Genomic DNA, 18,555 nt, shown 5'->3' on the forward strand with positions numbered 1-18,555 from the left:
AAATCTGAGTTGCCGAGCGTTCACTCGTCGATTTGCATCCGCTGCGTGATGACCGGTACATTCGACGTCCGGACGACCTTGTCGGTCGTCCCGCCGAGCAAGTTCCCCAGTCGACCACGATACGCCGAGGCGATGACGATCGCATCAGCACCGTGTTTGTCAGCCTGCTCGACGATCTGTTCGCTCACCGACCCTGGCACAATCGACGTCTCGCAGTCGACGCCAAGTTCTGCGGCGGTCTCTGTGAGTTCGGCCATCTTCTTCTCGCCATACTCGCGGTATTCTTTGCGGAGTTGCTCTTCATCATCCCGAAGCGCGACGGCCCGTGGCGCGCCCGGAAGATCCATCACGTAGAGGCCATGTATCGATGCATCGAGCGATGCCGCCAGTTTAATTCCGTGGTCAGCCCCTTTCTTCGCTTCGTCGCTGCCGTCGTATGGTATCAGTAGCTTATCGTACATTGTCTCCAACCCATCTGATGCGCACGACCGCTCAATATATAAAAGTCCGCTCGATAACGACGAAATCTGCCACCGTTCAGCGCGTTACAGCGACGTGGTATTCTCGACGCTGTAGCCGGATGCCGACACCGAGTCGATGATTGACGCGGCGTGTTCAGCCCCACTTGACTCAACGGTAAACACCAGGTATGCCTCGCCTATCTCGAGATCTTCGACCGATCGGTCGTGGCGAACGTCGCGAATGTTCGCACCCTCGTCGGCGATAATTCCCGAGATATACTCCATTTGGCCGGGTCGATCGTCGATACGAACCCGAAGCTGCAACAGCTGTTGGCGCTCGGTGAGCGCGTGAACCAATACTGTTTGGAGGCGTGTCATGTCGAGGTTGCCGCCACAAAGCAGCGGCATCACGGTCTCGTCGGACACGTCGAGGTCGTCGCTCAAAATCGCCGCGACCGACGCCGCGCCCGCACCCTCGACAACCTGCTTGGCGCGTTCGAGCAACAAGAGGATCGCCTGGGCAATTTGGGTATCGCTTACGGTGACGATCTCGTCGACATTCGCCTGGATAATCTCGAGCGTCGCCTCGGAGATACCCCCGGTTGCGATGCCATCAGCGATCGTGTTCACCTCGTCGAGCGTCACCGGAATTCCCTTATCGAGGCTCTTGTGGATCGTCTCCGCGCCGGTCGCTTGCACGCCGACGACGCGAGTCTCCGGCGAGAGGTGTTTGATTGCGGTCGAGATCCCGCTGATGAGCCCGCCGCCGCCGATCGGGACGACAATAGTGTCGGCCTTTGGGCAGTCGTGATACATCTCGATTCCGAGCGTGCCCTGTCCAGCGATGATATCCGTGTCGTCGTATGCGTGGACAAACTCAGCGTCAGATTCTTCGACGGCCTCCTTGGCGTGCGCCATCGTCTCCTGGAAGTCCTTGCCGACGAGTTCGACGGTCGCGCCGTACCCGCGGGTCGCATCAACCTTCGCCTGTGGGGCGTTTTCGGGCATATAGATCGTCGAGTCCGCGCCGCACTTCGTGGCCGCGAGTGCAACACCCTGCGCGTGGTTGCCCGCGCTGGCAGCGATGAACTCGGTGACGCCGTTTTCGACATCCTGACTGATCTTGTTGTACGCCCCGCGCGTCTTGAACGAGCCAGTCCACTGGAGGTGTTCCATCTTGAGATACACCTCTCCGCCAACGAAGTCATCGAGCGAGGAGCTGCGCTCGATCGGCGTCTCCTTGACGACACTCTCGTCGTCGAGTCGTTCGCGGGCCCGCTCGATGTCCACGTACGTGACTGGCAGCCCAGATGAGTCTTCAGATGCCATCTCGATCACCTGATCAGTTTATCGCGGCCAGGGTCGAAGAGTGGTTCGTCGCGGATCGTCGCGTCGTAGCGCTCGCCTTCACACAACACTTCCACATCGGTCCCAGCCTCCGCGTACTCCGCTGGAACGTATGTGTACGCGATCGACTCGCCGATCGAGTAGCCGAAGTCTGCGGCCTGGACGTAGCCGATCGCTTCGCCGTCTTTCAATACCGGCCGACCACTCATGAGGATATCCGTCGAGTCGTCGAGCGTGAGCGGGGTGATCCGGCTGTCGATTCCTGCTGCCTTGGCGGCTTCGAGTGCCTCCTTGCCGATGAAGTCGGTGTCCAGATCGACCGCGAACGGCAGCCCTGCCTCGTATGGATTCGAGTCGGTGTCAATGTCTGTTCCCCACAGGCGATAGCCCTTTTCGAGACGCATGGATTCGAGCGCGCCGCCGCCCATCGGCCGAACGTCGAGGTCCTGTCCGGCCTCCCACAGCGTCTCCCAGAGTTGTGCGCCGTACTCGACAGGAGCCCACAGCTCCCAGCCGAGTTCACCGACGTAGGAGACCCGCAGCGCAATGACAGGCACCTCGCCGACGTAGATTTGTTTCGCGCGGAAGTACGGGAAGCCGCTGTTCGAGAGATCGGCGTCAGTACAGCGCTGCAACAGAAGTCGAGACTTCGGACCCCACAGCCCGATCGTACTCTTTGCGCCCTCCTCGATCGTCACTGACACTGTCTCTGGGGCGTGCTCTTTCAGCCACTCGCCGTGGATGCCCGGCGAGTTACCGCCACCGGTGGTCACCATGTACTCGTTCTCCTCAAGACGGACGACAGTGATGTCCGCAAGGATGCCGCCACCCTCGTTGAGAAGCAACGAGTAGCGGACCTGTCCGATATCAATGTCCACGTCGTTGCTGCAGACTCGCTGGAGGAACGCCGCGCTGTCAGGGCCCTCAATTATGATCGAACTGAACGAAGTCATGTCGAACATCGACACGTGCTCGCGCGTGTGAAGGTGTTCTGCACCCTCGATCGCCGATCGGTTCACGCCCTGCCAGCCCTCCTGTTCGGGGATTTCGTCGGCGTAGCGGTCGACGAGGTCGGCATTCGACTCGTACCACTGTGGCGTCTCCCAGCCGCCGCCCTGGTAGAACTCCGCGCCGAGGTCGGCCTCGTGAGAATAGAACGGACTCCGGCGGAGGCCGCGGTGCTCGGTCGCCTGCCAGCGCGGTTCGACGATACTGTATACCTGTTCGTAGCGCTTTGCGCCGCGATCGACGAAGTAGTCTTTCTCGCCAGCGTGCGGCTCGAACCGCCGGACGTGGACGCCGCCGGTGTCGACCGGTCCGGAGGGCAGTCGTGGCGTGCCGTTTTCCATCCACTCGGCGAGGATGCGACCGTAGCCGCCCGAATGGGTCCACCAGATCGCAAGCGCACTCCACAGCCCCGAAACCTGTGCGGTCTCGCCGATCGCCGGCATCCCGTCGGGCGTGAAGACGAAGATTCCGTTTTCGGTAACCTCGTAGTCGACATCTGCCGTCGTCGGCAGGAGTTCGTCGAAGGCCTGTTTCGCGGACTTGTCGCGGCCACGGTGTGTCGGTTGCGTCCAGTGTTCTTCGGTAAATCCGCGGACAGACGCTTGTCTGTCGTCGCTGTTGGTTCCCATGTCGTCGGGATCGACAGAGAGCGTTTCGTGGTTGTACGAGCCCATCCCGAGACGATCGCCGTGGGTCCGGAAGTACAGCGAGTGGTCCTGGTCGCGGCCGACCGGCTGGTGTGGGCCTTCGCTCATCGCTTCCTGGATGTCGCGGTTGCCCGGCACGTCGAGTCCAGTCGTATTATTTCCCATCGAGGAGCCGGCACCGGCCAGCTCTTCGAGCGGCTCAGTCACGACGTACTGGTGTTCGACCGGAGCGATCGGCAGATCGACGCCCGCGAGCTGGCCGGTCTGGTAGCCCCAGTTGTTCGTGGCCATCACGCAGCGATCGCAGTCGATCCGTCCCTTGTTTGTCTCGATTGCCTGGACTTCTCCGCCGGCGGTAACGATGTCCGTGACTTCGGTGTCGCCGACGAACGTCGCCGGGGTCTGCTCGATGTACCACTGCAGTGCCCCAATGCCGTCGACCCGGCCGTCGGTTGGCGAGTAGTAGCCGCCAAGAATCTCGTCTTCGTCGACGAGCGGCAGGTGCTCTGTCACCTCCTCGGGCGACAGCAACTGTGGGTCAGGAAGCCCGTAGGCGGTTGCGTTCTCGACACGCCGTTCGAGGAAGTCCATTCGGTCCTCGCTGCGAGCGACTTCGATGCCGCCGACCTCGTCGTAGACACCGGCATCTGCCAGCAGTCGGCTAGTATAGTAGGCCGCCTTCGTCTGGATCTTCGACGGGGAGGTTTGGAACATGATTCCCGGTGCGTGGACCGACGAGCCGCCCGTGACCGGCAGGGGGCCCTGATCGACCACGACAATGTCCTCCGCGCCGAGTTCGCTCAAATGATAGGCGACGCTGCAACCGACCGCACCCGCGCCGATGATTACCGTCTCCGCGTTCTGTGGTAGCTCTGTCGTGCTCATTTCACTCATACGGAGTAACTGTCACTATCGTAAATAGGCTGGTGCTGTGATCGATCTCGCACGCACGAGACCGCCGGACAGCGGTTATTGATACGGCATACTCCGGGTGTTTAATATTGCCGCCGACCCGGGAGATACTCTTGCCGCTCAATGATGTGGAAGGCCAACACGAAACTCAACCAATCAGATAGTTGAATAAAAGAGAGTGTGCTTGGATCGACAGGCTACGAGCCAGCTAGACGAGCGGTTCCTCGCGGACAGTCGCCGCGTACCGATCGCCCTCGTAGAGAATCTCGACCTCCGTTCCTGGCTCGGCATCCTCCGGCGGCAGGTACGTGTAGGCGACGCACGCACCGACGCTGTAGCCGTACTCGGCACTGTGGACGTAGCCGATCGACTCGTCCTCACCGGGACGGAACACCGGCCGGTGTGAGAGGATCGTTGCCTCCTCGTCGTCGAGTGTGAGACAAGCGACCTTGTGGGTGATGTTGTCACCCGCTGCCGCCGAGGCAACGGCGTCCTTGCCGATGAAGTCGGTGTCGAGATCGACCGCCCAGCCGAGGCCGGCCTCGTATGGGTTGTGCTCGGTGTGTAGATCCGCGCCCCACAGCCGGAATCCCTTCTCGATCCGGAGAGAGTTGAGCGCGCCGCTGCCGTACGGACGAATGTCGTACTCCTCGCCGGCCGCCAGTATGTGCTCCCAGAGCCGTTCGCCATACTCCGAAGGCGTGTACAGCTCCCAGCCAAGCTCGCCCGCGTAGGAGACTCTAAGCGCAGTGACTGGGACGTTCTTGACAAAGAACTGCTGGCTCGTGAAGAATGGGAACGCCTCATCGGAGAGATCCACGTCAGTCACCTTCGAGAGCACCTTTCGGGCATCCGGGCCGGTGCAGACCATCGCGGCCATACTCGATGTGACGTCGTTGACGACGACTCCGTCAGGAGCGTTCTCGCGCACCCACGCAACGTGGTTGTTGCCGACCTCTCGGCCTGTCGTGAGGACGAGATAGCGATCCTCGTCGGTGCGGGTGACGGTAATGTCTGCGCGCACGCCCCCACCTTCGTTACACATCAGGGTGTATTTGACCTGTCCCTCGTCGAGGTCCATGTCTCCCGTGCAGAGGCGCTGGAGGAACTCACCGGCCTCTGCGCCGATGACCTCCATCTTGTTGAACGCGGTCATGTCGTGCAGCCCAACGGCCTCGCGAACGTGGATCGCCTCGGCGCCTTCGATCGGCGACCAGTACTTCGCTTCCCATCCCTCTCTGTCAGGGATGCGATCGGCGTACTTCGAGACGAGATCCGCGTTGGAGTCGAACCAGTGGGGCTCCTCCCAGCCAGCTTCGGCCCATAGCTCGGCGTCGTACTGCTTGTGGCTGTGGTACATCGGCGTCCGCCGGATATCCCGTTGGTGCTCCGTCCACACCCACTTCGGGTGCATGATGTTGTAGACGATACGGTACTCTTCGGCACCGATATCGCGGGCGAAATCCCAGCTGCCCTCGTGGGCGTCGAAGCGGTTTACGTCGCAGTGACCCACGTCGATCGGTCCGTCATCAAGCTGTGGGACGCCGTTTACCATCCACTCGGCGAGCGCTTTTCCAGCACCGCCGGCGTGGGTGACCCAGATCGCGGCTGCGGTCCACAGGCCGTCGTATTTTTCGACCGGACCCATCACTGGCAACCCATTTGGTGATTCGGCGAACATCCCGTTGTACTTGAATTCGAGTTCCTTGCCCGCAGTGGCCGGTAGCAGTTCGTCACTGGCCTGCCGCGGCGCTTTGTCTGGGCGATCGGGATGGGTCGCGTTGTCCATGTGGTAGTCGGTGAACTCGTGGACCGATCCCTGTTCGCCGTCCGGATCGTTGCCGCCGAGCTCCATCGGGTCGGGGACGATCGGATCGTGGTTGTACGAGCCGATCCCATAGGAATCACCGTGCGTCCGGAAATACATCGCGTTGTCCTGGTCTCGGAGAATTGGCCGATCGGGGCCGACGAGCAGCCGTTTTGCCTTCTCCCCGGAGACGTTCTCGTAGTTTTCGAACAGTGGATGATTCGTGATGTCGACAGCGTTCTCAGCCATCTCATCGAGCGACTCGGTCATCGTGTACTGGTGTTCGACCGGTGTCACGGGCAGGTGTACGTCGAGCTTTTCGCCGAGTTGGCGCGCCCAGATGTTCGTCGCAACGACGACGTCGTTGCACTCGATCGTTCCGTTTTCGGTCACGACCGCGGTAACTGAGTCGCCTGCGGTTTCGACATCCGTGGTCCGTGTGTGCGGGACAAAGGTTGCGCCGTTTGCGATCGCCTCGCGGGCGAGCGCGTCGCAGGCGACGACACCCGAGACCTGGCCGTCCGTCGGCGAGTAGTAGCCGCCGAGGATTGTGTCCGGATCCACCAAGGGCAGGTGCTCTGTCACCTCCTCGGGCGAGAGGATCTGTGGGTCTTCGATTCCCCACGCGTGGGCGTGTTCAACCCGGCGCTGGAGGAAGTCCATGCGTTCTTCGGTGCGGGCAACTTCGATCCCGCCGACTTCGTTGTACGCCTGGTGGCCGTCCGCACCCTCGAGTTGGCTGTAGAGCTTTCGGCTGTAGTTCGCAAACTGGCTGAGCTCTTTCGACTCTGCAGTTTGGAACATGATTCCGGGCGCGTGCGTCGAGGAGCCGCCCGTCGTCGGCATCGGTCCCTGATCGACGACGACGACGTCTTCGCGGCCAAGTTGGGTGAGCTGGTAGGCGACGTTACAGCCGACGATACCGGCACCGACGACCACTGTGTCTGCTGTCTCTGGCAGAGTCTCTGTTGAATCCATATGGCTAATTCGTGGTCGTGGTGGCGGGCGAATATACCTGTCGCCGATTGAGGCTGTTACACAACGTTTCCTGCTGTTGGTACGATATGGTTCCGAGCGCGACGTACCGATCTCCCGAGCTTTTTGTCGGTCGGGCACCCCGAACTGATATGAACCACGAGCCGGCGGCACACACGAGCCGGACATTCGCTGTCGGTCAACTGCCCTCTGGGGGCTCGATCGACGTCGTCGAACACACCTATCGAGGAGCTGAAGGACCGACGGTCTCGGTGATTGCCGGCCAACACGGGATCGAACTGAACGGCACAGCCGTGGCACGGCGGCTCGGCGATCGGCTCTCGACGATGTCGATCGCTGGAACCGTCCGAGTGCTCCCAGTGGCGAACCCGCCAGCGATGGACCACCGATCGTACATGGGACCGGCGGCATACGACGTGGTAAACCCAAACCTCAATCGGGTGTGGCCTGGTGATTCCGACGGGACACTGACCGAACGGATCGCCGCATACCTGTGGGACCGACTCGCCGATAGCGATGCAATAGTCGATCTCCACAGCGGCACACCCGAGATGCTCACCCACGTCCGATACTGCGACGATGGAACCACCGCCGATCGACTTGCGACAGCGTTCGGCGTGGCACATCTGCTGGTCGACGAGCCGCCCAAGTCTGATCCTCCCCGGACAACACTCCGAAATGCGGCTTCACAGGCAGAGATCCCCGCGCTCACTGTCGAACTGGCCAACAGCCGGGAGGTCGCAACTGAGGCCGTCGCGGCCGGCCTCGAGGGTGTCACCAACGTGCTCAAGACGATGGGCATGGTTCCGGGCGACATAGAAAACACGCCCACTCAGCAGGTGCTCCGCGACGACATCCCCGCAGTCTGTCTGTCAAGCGCTGGGCTCTTCGAGCCGGCCTCCAGAGTAACCGTCGGCGATCATGTGCAAGTAGGTACAGTGCTCGGCACCGTTCATAACCCTGAGACGTTTGAATTAGTCGAGACTATTACAGCCGATCGATCGGGATTCGTCTACTCCCTGTCGCGCGGTGGGGCGAACGCCGCAGGCGAGCGCGTTGCGAGCCTCGCAAGCCGGGCCTCAACTGCTGACACCGAGCAAGATTGATTTAACAGCTCTCATAATTAGCTGGTAAAACCCGGTTGGTGACTCCTTGGAGATAAGACGAATAACTGACAAACGAATACATAGTCACGAACTTTTAAACAGGTTGAGTATTCCTAACACAGGGTTATGTGACACAGAGTGTCAGTATGTGGTAATGATATGGTTGGGCACACCGCATTTGAAACGCTCTCACAACTAGTCGAATCGCTTGAGACACGTGATACAGCGCCAGCGGAAGTGGAAGCGACGATGCACGAGGGGAGACTGCGCGCGTCGCTCACCGTCCCGATTGATCTCTCCGTAGATGCTTCCCAGCAGGGGTATACACCCATTGCCGTCGACATCGGCACCGAGGGCTCGATCTGTGCAACGTTCGAAAACCCGATTCGCGAGCCGATCGAGGCCGCCAACGGAGTCAGCATCGAATCGGAGTCCGCAAAGCGCACCGGGGCCGACGGCATCGTTCTCGCGGTGGAGTTGACAATCAAAAGCAAAGCCGAAGCATCAGAGATTCCAGAGCCAGCGACAGATGTGGATCAACGAGTGGAGGCCGCTACAGGGGTAACACAAGAGCCAGAATCCGAACGGCCACCAGATACCGAGCACCCAGAACTAGCCGTTCGCGATGAATCGGTACCACCTTACGAAGATATCGAATACCTCGAAGCCCTGTACGAGTCCTGTGAGACGTTTGGAGAGATGGGCGAGCGAATTGAGATGGACGTCTCCGCAGAGACGGTCCGACGATACATGATCGACGCGGGCGTCCACTCGCCGGTAACATACGACTCCAACGCTGACGACGCGGCGGATGATGACGACACCCACGTCGAACCCGAGAATAGACGCATCGAAACCCGTCTCGCCGCCGATGGGATCGGCTTGCCCGAGGGTGTCAGAATCGAACAAATAGTCAATGCAGTCGCGACATCTCGAACCGTCTACGAGGTCCAACGCGAGTTGGGACTCGATCGGCAGGCGACAACTGATCTGCTTCGGCGACTCAACGTTCTCGACCTCGTGTGTCATCGGGTTGCAGATGCGACCCAGCAGCCGTCACAGGAGGAAGTAACCGCGCGGATCAGAGAGTGCGTCCCGACGACTACCCCTTCGACCAGCTGAAGGGATCGAACATACTACCACGGTTGATTTAATAAACAGGTTGGTAGTATCACCCACAGACAAAAATACCTCTATCCCTAAGGATAGTTAATATATGTCCGTAGGAACCGCGGCGACAGCGGGAGTATCCGACGGGGCTGAGTACCTGCTCGCGAACGCCCGTTTTGAGTTGATGCCGTTCGACAGCTTCGACGACGAGATCGAACACCTGCCGGAAGGCGCGACGATCGCGATCACAACATCGCCACAGCTTGGAATCGAACGCACCGTCGAAAAGAGCGAGGCAGCCGCAGCGGCGGGCTTCGAGGTCGTACCCCACATCGCTGCGCGGTACATCGAAGGACCTGACCAACTCGAAGAAATCGCCCGGCGGCTCGCCGAGGCAGGGATTACAGACATCTTCGTCCCCGGCGGCGATCGCGAGGAACCCGCCGGCGAATTCGAGTCCGCGTACGACCTACTCGTCGAACTCGAAGAGTTTGAATACGAGTTCGACGATGTCGGGATCACCGGCTATCCGGAGGGCCACGACTTCATTGACGATGAGACACTCGCGGCCGAGATGAAAAAGAAAGCGCCCTATGCGACATACATTGTGACACAGCTGTGTTACGATCCCGATACCGTCCTCGAATGGATTGAGGAGGTCCGCGATCGGGGAGTTGACCTCCCGGTGGAGATTGGAATTCCAGGTGTCATGAACTATCAACGACTCATGAAGATTTCCCAGAAGGTTGGCGTCGGCGATTCGATCAAGTTCCTCCGGAAGACGACCGGCGTGCTCGGGTTCGTCAAACAACTCGTCGGCTCGCGAGGGACGTACAAACCCGACGATCTGATCGACGGGCTCGGTGCCTATGTCGGCGACGAAACCTACGGCATCCGCGGCGTTCACATCTACACGTTCAATCAGACACCCGACACCGAGTCGTGGCGGCTTGGCCGACTCGACTCCTGAGAGAACCAACTAATTCCTCATCATCAACGGTTAAATACCGCCAGCTAGCAACGACTGGGTTATTTACCCTGGAGTTCCGAGCCTACGATATGACGTACGAGACTGTTCGGGAGACGGACCCGGACGCTGCGGCTGCGTTGGAAGGCGAACGTGCACGACAGAACAACACGCTGGCCATGATCGCGAGTGAGAACCACGTCTCAGAGGCGGTCATGGAGGCACAGAGCTCTGAACTGACAAACAACTATGCGGAGGGGTACCCCGGCGAGCGCTACTACGGCGGCTGTGAGTACGCCGACGATATCGAGCAGCTCGCGATCGATCGCGCCAAAGCGCTGTGGGGGGCCGAACACGTAAACGTTCAGCCACACTCGGGCTCGCAGGCGAACATGGGCGTCTACCTCGCAATGCTTGATCCGGGCGATAAGATCCTCTCGCTGGATCTCACCCACGGAGGGCATCTAAGTCACGGCCACCCGGCGAACTTCGCCGGACAGGTCTACGAGGTAGAACAGTACGAGGTCGACATCGACTCTGGATACATTGACTACGAGGGTCTTGACGACATCGCCACCGAGTTCGAGCCGGATATTATCGTCTCAGGATACTCGGCGTATCCGCGCGAGGTCGACTTCGGTCGCATTCAAGAGACCGCTGACGCGGTCGGCGCGTACCACCTCGCAGATATCGCCCACATCACGGGCCTCGTCGCCGCGGGTGTCCACGAGTCACCGATCGGCGTTACGGACTTCGTCACCGGCTCGACCCACAAGACGATCCGCTCGGGGCGTGGGGGAATCATTATGTGCGATGAAGAGCACGCCGACGCGATCGACGGCGCGGTCTTCCCCGGTGCACAGGGCGGTCCGGCAATGCACGCGATCGCCGGCAAGGCGGTCGGCTTCGGGGAGGCGCTCCAGCCGGAGTTCGAAGACTATGCCGAACAGACCGTTGGGAACGCGAAAGCGTTGGCCGATCAACTGCGTGAAAACGGACTGTCGCTCGTCTCGGGTGGCACCGACAACCACCTCGTACTGGTCGACCTTCGACCCTCCCATCCCGACACGACCGGCAAGGTGGTCGAGGAGGCACTCGAATCGGCGGGGATCGTCCTCAACGCCAACACGGTTCCCGGTGAGACCCGATCACCGTTCAACCCTTCGGGAATCCGTGCGGGGACGCCGGCACTCACCACTCGTGGGTTTGGCGAAGAAGCCTGCCGCGAGGTCGCAGACCTCCTGTGTGAGGTCATCGACGACCCAGAAAACGAGGCAGTCATCGAGCGCGTGAGCGATCGCGTCGACGAGCTCACTGACGAGTATCCGCTGTACGACTGATCGCTATTGGGTGGTATTAGGTGTCGATCGCCGCCAGCACCTCGCCGGCGTGCCCGTCCGGTGACACGCCCTCGAAGGCGGCCTCGATCGTCCCGTCTGGGCCGACGACGTACGTGTTCCTGAAGACTCCCTCAACGGTGTTTCCAAATAGCTGTTTTTCGCCGTAGGAGTCGTAGGCGGTCGACACCGAGCCGTCTTCGTCGGAGAGGAGTTCGAAGGGAATATCGTACGCGTCTGCAAACGCTGCGAGGTCGTCGACTGGGTCGTCACTGATGCCGAACACGGTCGCATCCACGTCGCGAAAGTCTGCCCACGCGTCCCGAAAGCCACAGGCTTCTGTCGTGCAGCCAGGCGTGTCCGCGCGTGGGTAGAAATACACAATGACTCGCTGTCCACGGTACGCCGAAAGCGAAATCGTGGTGCCGTCTTGGTTTGGAAGCGTAAAATCCGGGGCATCGTCGCCAACATTGAGCATAAGAGAAGTCTGGACTCACGCGACAAAACAATTCTGTACTTTCATCCGTACCCGGGTGCTATTGTACCCATGGCCCTTGCCCTTCCACAGCGGATTCGATCGATCCCCAGAGACGACCTCCTCGGAGCCATCGTTGCGATCGTCCTCGTGAACCTCGTCGGCGCGAGCGGTGTCGTGTTCACGAATCCGAACAGCGAATGGTTTCAATCGTTGACGCTCCCGTGGTTCTATCCGCCACCAGCACTCTTCGGGATCGTCTGGACACTGCTGTTCTCGCTTCTTGGCGTGGCAGTGTACCTCGTGTACAGATCGCCGGCCGGCCGATCCCGATCGGTTGCCCTCGTCGCGTTTGGCGTGCAGATGGCGTTTAACGTTGCATGGTCTCCCGCGTTTTTCGCCGCTGAGAGTCCCACGCTCGGGCTTGCCGTGATCATCCCCCTGTTTGGGCTGATCCTCGCCACGATCGTTGCGTTTGACCGTGTCAATCGCCGCGCAGCAGGCCTGCTCGTGCCGTACCTGCTTTGGGTTGGGTTCGCAACGGTACTCAACGGAACGATCTACCTGTTAAATTGAGCGTGGTGCCCAGGCTGGACTCTCGATCGACGTCGACTACAGGAGGTCGTACTCCTCGTTGAATGTGGTGAGCGTGGCCGCGAGCACGCCGAAAACAACGGGTCCAACAAAGAGGCCAGTGACTCCGATGGCGTAGACACCGCCAAATACGCCAACGAGAATCACCGCGGGGTTGAGATGGACCTGTTGATCGATGAGGATGGGCCGTGCATAGTTATCGACTGAACTTACGATGGCGACCCCGTATACCGTGAGCGCGATCGCCCCCACGGTGTCACCGATGAGAAACAAATACACCGCGGCGGGGCCCCAAACAATAAACGCACCGATGAGCGGCAATAACGCCAGCAAAACCATCACAAATGTCCAGAACACAACGTTCGGGATTCCGACCGCCCACATCCCCACGCCCGCCACAACTCCTTGTCCGACCGCGACGACGATGTGACCGATAACGACGCCACGAATCATCCGATCAACCTTCGTAAAGAGTCGATCGGTGACCGGATCAGGCATCGGGACGACATCGTGGCTCCAGGCAACGAACCGGTCTCCATCACGAAGAACATAATAGACGAGGAATAACACGAGTGCGAAGCCAATCGACAGTCGTGCCCCAACGCTAAAGATACCCGAGACATTGCCAAACAAAATATCAAAAGCACCCTCTCCAAGTGCTTGCAGTTGAGCGGAGAGGTCGACGTTGATCCCGATAGTGTCTGAGATAGTCCGTTCGATTTCACTGCTGTTGAGCGGTGTATCCCCGCGAATGAGCTGTTGGATATCGCTGTACAACACGATCGCGATGTATATGAAGGGGACGATCGTCGCGACAAACACACCGACAATCAACACCATCGGCGAAATCATCGGGCCAAAATACGGTACAAGCCGTTGGTTGAATGGATAAAACACGTACGCGAGGATGACTGCACCGAGGACATACTGAAGGAAGGGCAAGACGATGTACAACGAAGCGATCGCTGACAGGGAAATACAGACGAGGAGGAATGACTGCGAGCGATTCATACTCATCGGTCCCACGAGACAAAAATAAAACCACCGTCGCAGTCCGAGCGTGATTCTGTCAAGCTTTGTTTAGCAGTTGTTGGCAATGTGATTGTCTTTATTTCAGCTCGGAACGCGTATACTATAGTAACGTTTGCAACGCTTTGCAACAACCACCTCGAAATGCAGTCTGAGAGTGCCTGAGCCAGTCGTTTCTGAACCGAAGTGAGAAAATACTTGCAAACGCTACTATAGCGTTCGAGGCTCTCCTCAGTCGGATTCGTATATAAATGTGGATTATATTGCCAACTCCTGTTAGAGAATCGAATACGTTTACTCCCCGGCGGAACGAACGGAGATGTGATGGTTCGACCGCCGTCTGATGTGCCCGATCCCGAAGCAGAAACCGTGTTGGACACACTCGGTGATAAGCGGGCAAGAACGATCATCGAGGCGCTCTCGGAACCGCAGACGGCGACTGAACTCTCCGAACACTGTGATATCCCGCTGTCGACGATGTACCGAAAGCTTGACCAGCTCGTCGATGCTTCGTTGCTCTCCGAACAGACACAAATCAAACGAAACGGCCAGCACACGACTCGGTATGTTCGGAACTTTGAGCGCCTCACGATAGGGGTCTCAGACGAAGAATCACTACACGCGTCGATCGATCGACCTGACAAGGCTGAAACCGCCGATCAACGGCTCGAAGAGTTGTGGGCCCAAATCAGAGAGGAAACATAATGTACCCTGAAATACTGCTCATCGCAACCAAGACTGCGATCTTACTACTGGGAGGCAGTATCGCGTTCTTTGCATACAAGGCGTATCGACGAACAGGTGATCCATCACTTCGCGCTCTCGTCATCGGATTTAGTTTTGTTACGATCGGTGCGCTACTTGGGGGAATTGCGGATCAACTGCTAAATATTGACCTCGTCACAGGCGTGATTATTGATAGCTTATTGACCGCGATTGGATTCGCCGTGATCGTCTATTCGCTATTTCTTGAGTGATACCATACTTGCTCTGTGAGCTTGATTATGCAACTGACTCGACGCGCCACGTCGTCGCACTTGTATACGACCATTTCTCGATCGTCAGATCCGGCGCGGAGTCCTGCAATTTAACAATCAACGCACCGATCTCTTTTGCGGAGAGACCAACATCGTCAGCAATGAACTTGCTCTTGAAATATAGTTCACCATCTTGGGCACGCTCGCGTAGGTAGCAAAGTAGTTGTTCTTCTTTACTGAAAGCAGCGTCGGTGTGTTGTGATGTAGTGCTCATTGGTTATCGATTGTTGTGTCCGTGACCGACGATCAGTGCAATGATGTTCGCACAGAACAGGCCAAAGAATGCCATTGCGGTCAACGGTGTCATGTCTATCACCAATAGTGGCATGTATACGAATGGGAGCGCGACCGCCAGCCAGAAGCTTGCAAATCGGATCGCTCCGATTGATCGAGAGACCAATTCGTCGACGGGCGAGTCCACGTGATTGTTCGTCGTGGCGTTTGATTCGAGTTGGGTTGCTGATTCCATGGGAGGGGTCACCGGCTACACTCAGTGCTATGTCCGGATAGCACATATAATGCGACGAGCGTTACAGAGACTTCAACCCAATTAACGAAATCACTCGATAATTCACTACATTTTATAACTGCTTGAAAACCGATTTAACGATTTAAACTCCGATTTGAGACCGTATCTATGTAATGACAATATATAATTTAATATATTCAGATATGAGTGGTTGTGTACGAGTCGGTAGTATTGAGTGCCCCGAGACGCTCTCCATCAACATGGCCCAATCGTCGCGCGGAGATGGTTCGATCAACGAGATGGTCGGTGATCGGCTTCGAGACCGGGAAGAGACGATCGCAACCGCAGAGTCTCTCACCGGCGGGCTGATTAGTTCAACACTCACCGATGTGCCCGGATCGAGCGACTACTTCGAACGCGGATTTGTCACGTACGCCTACGACGCAAAACGACAGGCACTGTCGGTTGCCCGGGAAGCACTCGACGAGCACGGTGCCGTATCGCCCCCAGTGGCTGAGCAGATGGCACAGGGGGCGCGCGATATCGCCGATACCACCTGGGGCGTCTCAGCAACGGGTATTGCCGGCCCGGGCGGCGATACTGCCGATAAACCAGTCGGGTTGGTGTATATTGGTGTCGCCTATGCTGGTCCGTGGGGCACCGAAACGTCGTTTTCGACGAGCACACGCCACGTCTTTGATGGCGATCGCCGATCGATCAAACAACAGACGGTCACTGCGTGCCTCGAAGCGCTTGCAGAGGCGATCGACACAGTGGAGGTAGACGAGTAGCCGAGAGCGCCGTTTTACGCCCAGACGTGATTTGTTCAACACGATAACGTCTGTTTCAGTCGTGAGCGGTTCGAAGCAAGCGACATCCACTACGCGAAATGACGTCTACTACACGAAATGACGTCTACTACACGAAATGACGTCTACTACACGAAATGACGTCTGGGTGTATTGCCAAACAGGTGTTCAGTTCGTCGAAATAATCTCGATCACGTCACGGTGTTCCAGTTTGTGGTCTGCGCCAACTTGTCGCTTTGTCCGGCAGTCGATGCCGTGAAGCAGCCCATCACCAATATCTGAATGGAGATGATACGCGAATCCCTCCGTAGTCGCATTCTCAGGAAGAATGAAACAGTCCCGGAACACCCCTTTTTCATCGCTGCGTCCGTTCGCCGACCCTGGGAAGATCGCGATACACCCGAGTTCGTCGAATAGCGCCGTTTCGAGCGCCTGTTGTACGCCGGTTCCGCCATAGGATTCAACAAACTCCTTGATTGTTGCTAGCCCCTCGCGTTGTTGTTCAGAAACCGCGCCCGTGATCGAAAACGAGTCCTCACCAGCGGTGTAGTCGACCACACCCGATTCAGCCGCCGTCTTCAACGCCTTCTCTGCATGCGCGCTCGTCGGAACAAACGTCAGGTGCTCGTAGGCAGGATCCGTCGTTATCTCTGTCCAGTTTGTCGCCGCTGTATCGGTGTCCATCTTGTTGGCTGCGACGATCATCGGCTTCGTCCGTTTTCTAATCTCTCTAGCAAGCGCAGCGCGATCGTCTCGATCCCACGCCTCGGGTGCCCACTCCAACCCTTCCGAAAGGATTATTTGCTTGATCTCGTCTTTGTTCGTTCGGAAGGCGCTCATCTGCTCGGCGAGTTCCTCTTCAATCGTCGCCTCTGCGCCGTGATATTTGGTTTCGAACCGCTGGATTCCCTTTTCGAGAATTTCGAGGTACCACATGTCGAGTTCTGCCTCGAGGAAGTCGATGTCTTCACGAGGGTCGTGATCCTCCGTTGGTTCTCCCTCAATGTCTGTCTGTCCAGAGAAGTCGACAATGTGTACGAGGACATCTGCCTCGTTGAGATCGGTCAAAAACTGGTTGCCCAGGCCTTTTCCCTCGTGTGCGCCTGGAATTAACCCAGCCACGTCGACCAGTTTGACCGGGACGAACCGCGTCCCTTCGTTACAGGTCCCAACCGATGGCGTGCAGGTCTCATCGAACTCTGGTGCTGCACACGGCACGCGTACGTAGGCCTCACCAACGCTCGGATCGATCGTCGTGAACGGGTAGGCACCCTCCGGCACGTCGTTCATCGTTGCCGCATTGAAAAAACTCGACTTGCCGACCGAGGGTTTCCCCACCAAGCCGATCTTGTAACTCATTATTTGTGGTGATCGGCCAGCCGGCAAAAGCGGTTCTACACGGAGGCGCTATGTGGTGATTTGTCACAGCAGAAGTTCTGGCTTCCGGTGCTGTCCAGCCGTTCGTGTTCTGCTTGACGATCGAGCGTACTCGATTCGCAGCGAACGGTGGCTTGATTTGTGAGCATCTCTCATCGATCGTATGGACGAGCCGCCAGACGCCGATCGGTTTGGAGTCGCAATCCACCGAACCGACGCGGAGCTCCGGTTTCTCGTTCGGATCCCCTCGGAGATTAGCTCTGCGTGGCAGGATCCGGATGCGTTCCAGTCGCTCGTCGAGTCGCTCGTGTGGGATCGGCTCGATCGACAAGCAACGCTCGAATCGATTGTCCGTCACACCGAACCCGACGAAACCGTCTCGCTCGGTTCGATCACGATCCAACCCGACGGTACTGTCGTCGATGCTGATCTCGATACCCCATTTGGAGACGAATGATTGACTCGTTGTCAGATGCTGAACGGCCAATTTCTATCGACGAATTACAGGCTGCCGCGATCGATACTGCACTCACGGTTCGTGAGCCAGAGCACGCGGTCCGGCTCGTCGGAATCACCGCCCGCTACGCGGACGATACTGATCGCATCACGCCGCTCGAGGTGCTCTTGTTGTCACAGCTTGCGATCGTCGGCAACTCCACGCAACCGTCTTTCGCTCCCGTACAACTGTCGATCGCTGGGCCGCAACCGATCGATCCAGCGCCGGAAACGCTGCTACAGCGTGGACTCACGGTGATGTATGCGGACTTCGGCGTGGAGATTGAACCACTGTGTGCAATGCTGGGTGTTGATCCACAGACGATTTACAGCCAGTAAGGCAGCGATCGTCGGTTCAGCGGGAGTTATAACACGGTGCGATCGCAAGTGCTGCCGCTCTGCGGTGTTGTGTGCCGCGCTGCGATCGTTACCTGACGCAGCGCATCCGCTCTTCGGTGTATAATAACGTATGAATGGTGGGCGGCGATGCGCAACTCCCAGAGGATCGCTCACTCCAGTACTACGCACAACGCTGACGAGCTTAACTTCCGTGTTCGGGATGGGTACGGGTG

At 58.4% G+C, this 18,555-nt stretch carries 19 protein-coding genes and 1 rRNA gene; 10 read left to right on the forward strand and 10 right to left on the reverse strand.

The annotated features are described in order from the left end of the window. Positions 1-20: 20 nt before the first annotated feature. The 4 genes from E5K03_RS10345 to E5K03_RS10360 form a co-directional block, all read right to left on the reverse strand. Positions 21-461, reverse strand: coding sequence for a universal stress protein (locus E5K03_RS10345; protein WP_138006767.1), 441 nt, complete (start codon positions 459-461; stop codon positions 21-23). An 84-nt stretch (positions 462-545) separates the two neighbouring features. Further along, positions 546-1,790 (reverse strand): threonine ammonia-lyase, encoded by a 1,245-nt coding sequence (gene ilvA / locus E5K03_RS10350; protein ID WP_138006768.1) that lies wholly within the window; start codon positions 1,788-1,790, stop codon positions 546-548. Positions 1,791-1,795: 5 nt separating this feature from the next. Beyond that, positions 1,796-4,348 carry a GcvT family protein gene (locus E5K03_RS10355; protein WP_138006769.1) on the reverse strand — a complete coding sequence of 851 codons (2,553 nt, stop codon included), beginning with the start codon at positions 4,346-4,348 and terminating at the stop codon, positions 1,796-1,798. A gap of 235 nt (positions 4,349-4,583) precedes the next feature. Beyond that, entirely contained in the window at positions 4,584-7,160 is a 2,577-nt protein-coding gene (locus E5K03_RS10360; protein ID WP_138006770.1) for a GcvT family protein, read from the reverse strand. A gap of 149 nt (positions 7,161-7,309) precedes the next feature. On the opposite strand from E5K03_RS10360, the gene E5K03_RS10365 reads away from it, so the two are divergent. The 4 genes from E5K03_RS10365 (at position 7,310) to glyA (ending at position 11,701) form a co-directional block, all read left to right on the forward strand. Continuing rightward, entirely contained in the window at positions 7,310-8,284 is a 975-nt protein-coding gene (locus tag E5K03_RS10365) for a succinylglutamate desuccinylase/aspartoacylase family protein (RefSeq protein ID WP_171006673.1), read from the forward strand. Positions 8,285-8,443: 159 nt separating this feature from the next. Further along, complete coding sequence (locus E5K03_RS10370) at positions 8,444-9,406, forward strand: hypothetical protein (RefSeq protein WP_138006772.1); 963 nt, start codon at positions 8,444-8,446, stop codon at positions 9,404-9,406. A gap of 94 nt (positions 9,407-9,500) precedes the next feature. Next, positions 9,501-10,364: a methylenetetrahydrofolate reductase gene (locus E5K03_RS10375; protein ID WP_138006773.1), complete on the forward strand. Its 864-nt coding sequence runs from the start codon at positions 9,501-9,503 to the stop codon at positions 10,362-10,364. A gap of 89 nt (positions 10,365-10,453) precedes the next feature. Further along, positions 10,454-11,701 (forward strand): serine hydroxymethyltransferase, encoded by a 1,248-nt coding sequence (gene glyA, locus E5K03_RS10380; protein ID WP_138006774.1) that lies wholly within the window; start codon positions 10,454-10,456, stop codon positions 11,699-11,701. A 16-nt stretch (positions 11,702-11,717) separates the two neighbouring features. Here glyA and bcp read toward each other — a convergent pair whose 3' ends face one another. Then, entirely contained in the window at positions 11,718-12,176 is a 459-nt protein-coding gene (bcp, locus tag E5K03_RS10385) for a thioredoxin-dependent thiol peroxidase (protein WP_138006775.1), read from the reverse strand. 69 nt (positions 12,177-12,245) lie between these two features. Between bcp and E5K03_RS10390 the strand changes: the two genes are divergently transcribed. Continuing rightward, entirely contained in the window at positions 12,246-12,749 is a 504-nt protein-coding gene (locus E5K03_RS10390; protein ID WP_138006776.1) for a TspO/MBR family protein, read from the forward strand. 36 nt (positions 12,750-12,785) lie between these two features. Here E5K03_RS10390 and E5K03_RS10395 read toward each other — a convergent pair whose 3' ends face one another. Further along, the gene (locus E5K03_RS10395) at positions 12,786-13,778 is read right to left on the reverse strand and encodes an AI-2E family transporter (protein ID WP_138006777.1); all 993 of its coding nucleotides are present in this window, start codon (positions 13,776-13,778) and stop codon (positions 12,786-12,788) included. Between the two features lie 342 nt (positions 13,779-14,120). On the opposite strand from E5K03_RS10395, the gene E5K03_RS10400 reads away from it, so the two are divergent. Further along, entirely contained in the window at positions 14,121-14,501 is a 381-nt protein-coding gene (locus E5K03_RS10400) for a winged helix-turn-helix domain-containing protein (protein WP_138006778.1), read from the forward strand. Beyond that, entirely contained in the window at positions 14,501-14,773 is a 273-nt protein-coding gene (locus E5K03_RS10405) for a DUF7521 family protein (protein ID WP_138006779.1), read from the forward strand. Before E5K03_RS10400 ends, E5K03_RS10405 begins: the two co-directional genes overlap by 1 nt. A 25-nt stretch (positions 14,774-14,798) precedes the next feature. Here E5K03_RS10405 and E5K03_RS10410 read toward each other — a convergent pair whose 3' ends face one another. Next, the gene (locus E5K03_RS10410) at positions 14,799-15,047 is read right to left on the reverse strand and encodes a DUF7123 family protein (RefSeq protein WP_138006780.1); all 249 of its coding nucleotides are present in this window, start codon (positions 15,045-15,047) and stop codon (positions 14,799-14,801) included. A 3-nt stretch (positions 15,048-15,050) separates the two neighbouring features. Continuing rightward, positions 15,051-15,302 (reverse strand): hypothetical protein, encoded by a 252-nt coding sequence (locus E5K03_RS10415; RefSeq protein WP_138006781.1) that lies wholly within the window; start codon positions 15,300-15,302, stop codon positions 15,051-15,053. Between the two features lie 260 nt (positions 15,303-15,562). Between E5K03_RS10415 and E5K03_RS10420 the strand changes: the two genes are divergently transcribed. Then, positions 15,563-16,093 (forward strand): CinA family protein, encoded by a 531-nt coding sequence (locus tag E5K03_RS10420; protein WP_171006674.1) that lies wholly within the window; start codon positions 15,563-15,565, stop codon positions 16,091-16,093. A 186-nt stretch (positions 16,094-16,279) separates the two neighbouring features. Here the strand turns inward: E5K03_RS10420 and E5K03_RS10425 are convergent, their stop codons facing one another. Further along, positions 16,280-17,470, reverse strand: coding sequence for a redox-regulated ATPase YchF (locus E5K03_RS10425; RefSeq protein WP_138006782.1), 1,191 nt, complete (start codon positions 17,468-17,470; stop codon positions 16,280-16,282). A gap of 181 nt (positions 17,471-17,651) precedes the next feature. Here E5K03_RS10425 and E5K03_RS10430 point away from each other — a divergent pair, with 181 nt between their 5' ends. Both E5K03_RS10430 and E5K03_RS10435 read left to right on the forward strand, forming a co-directional pair. Then, positions 17,652-17,945 (forward strand): hypothetical protein, encoded by a 294-nt coding sequence (locus E5K03_RS10430; protein ID WP_138006783.1) that lies wholly within the window; start codon positions 17,652-17,654, stop codon positions 17,943-17,945. Then, on the forward strand, positions 17,942-18,322 hold the full coding sequence (locus E5K03_RS10435) for a hypothetical protein (RefSeq protein ID WP_138006784.1): 381 nt from the start codon (positions 17,942-17,944) through the stop codon (positions 18,320-18,322). Before E5K03_RS10430 ends, E5K03_RS10435 begins: the two co-directional genes overlap by 4 nt. A gap of 136 nt (positions 18,323-18,458) precedes the next feature. Here the strand turns inward: E5K03_RS10435 and rrf are convergent. Then, positions 18,459-18,555, reverse strand: a 5S ribosomal RNA gene (gene rrf, locus E5K03_RS10440); the annotation flags it as partial.

This window comes from Halalkalirubrum salinum (genome assembly GCF_005543295.1).
In the GTDB taxonomy this organism is placed as follows: domain Archaea; phylum Halobacteriota; class Halobacteria; order Halobacteriales; family Haloferacaceae; genus Halalkalirubrum; species Halalkalirubrum salinum.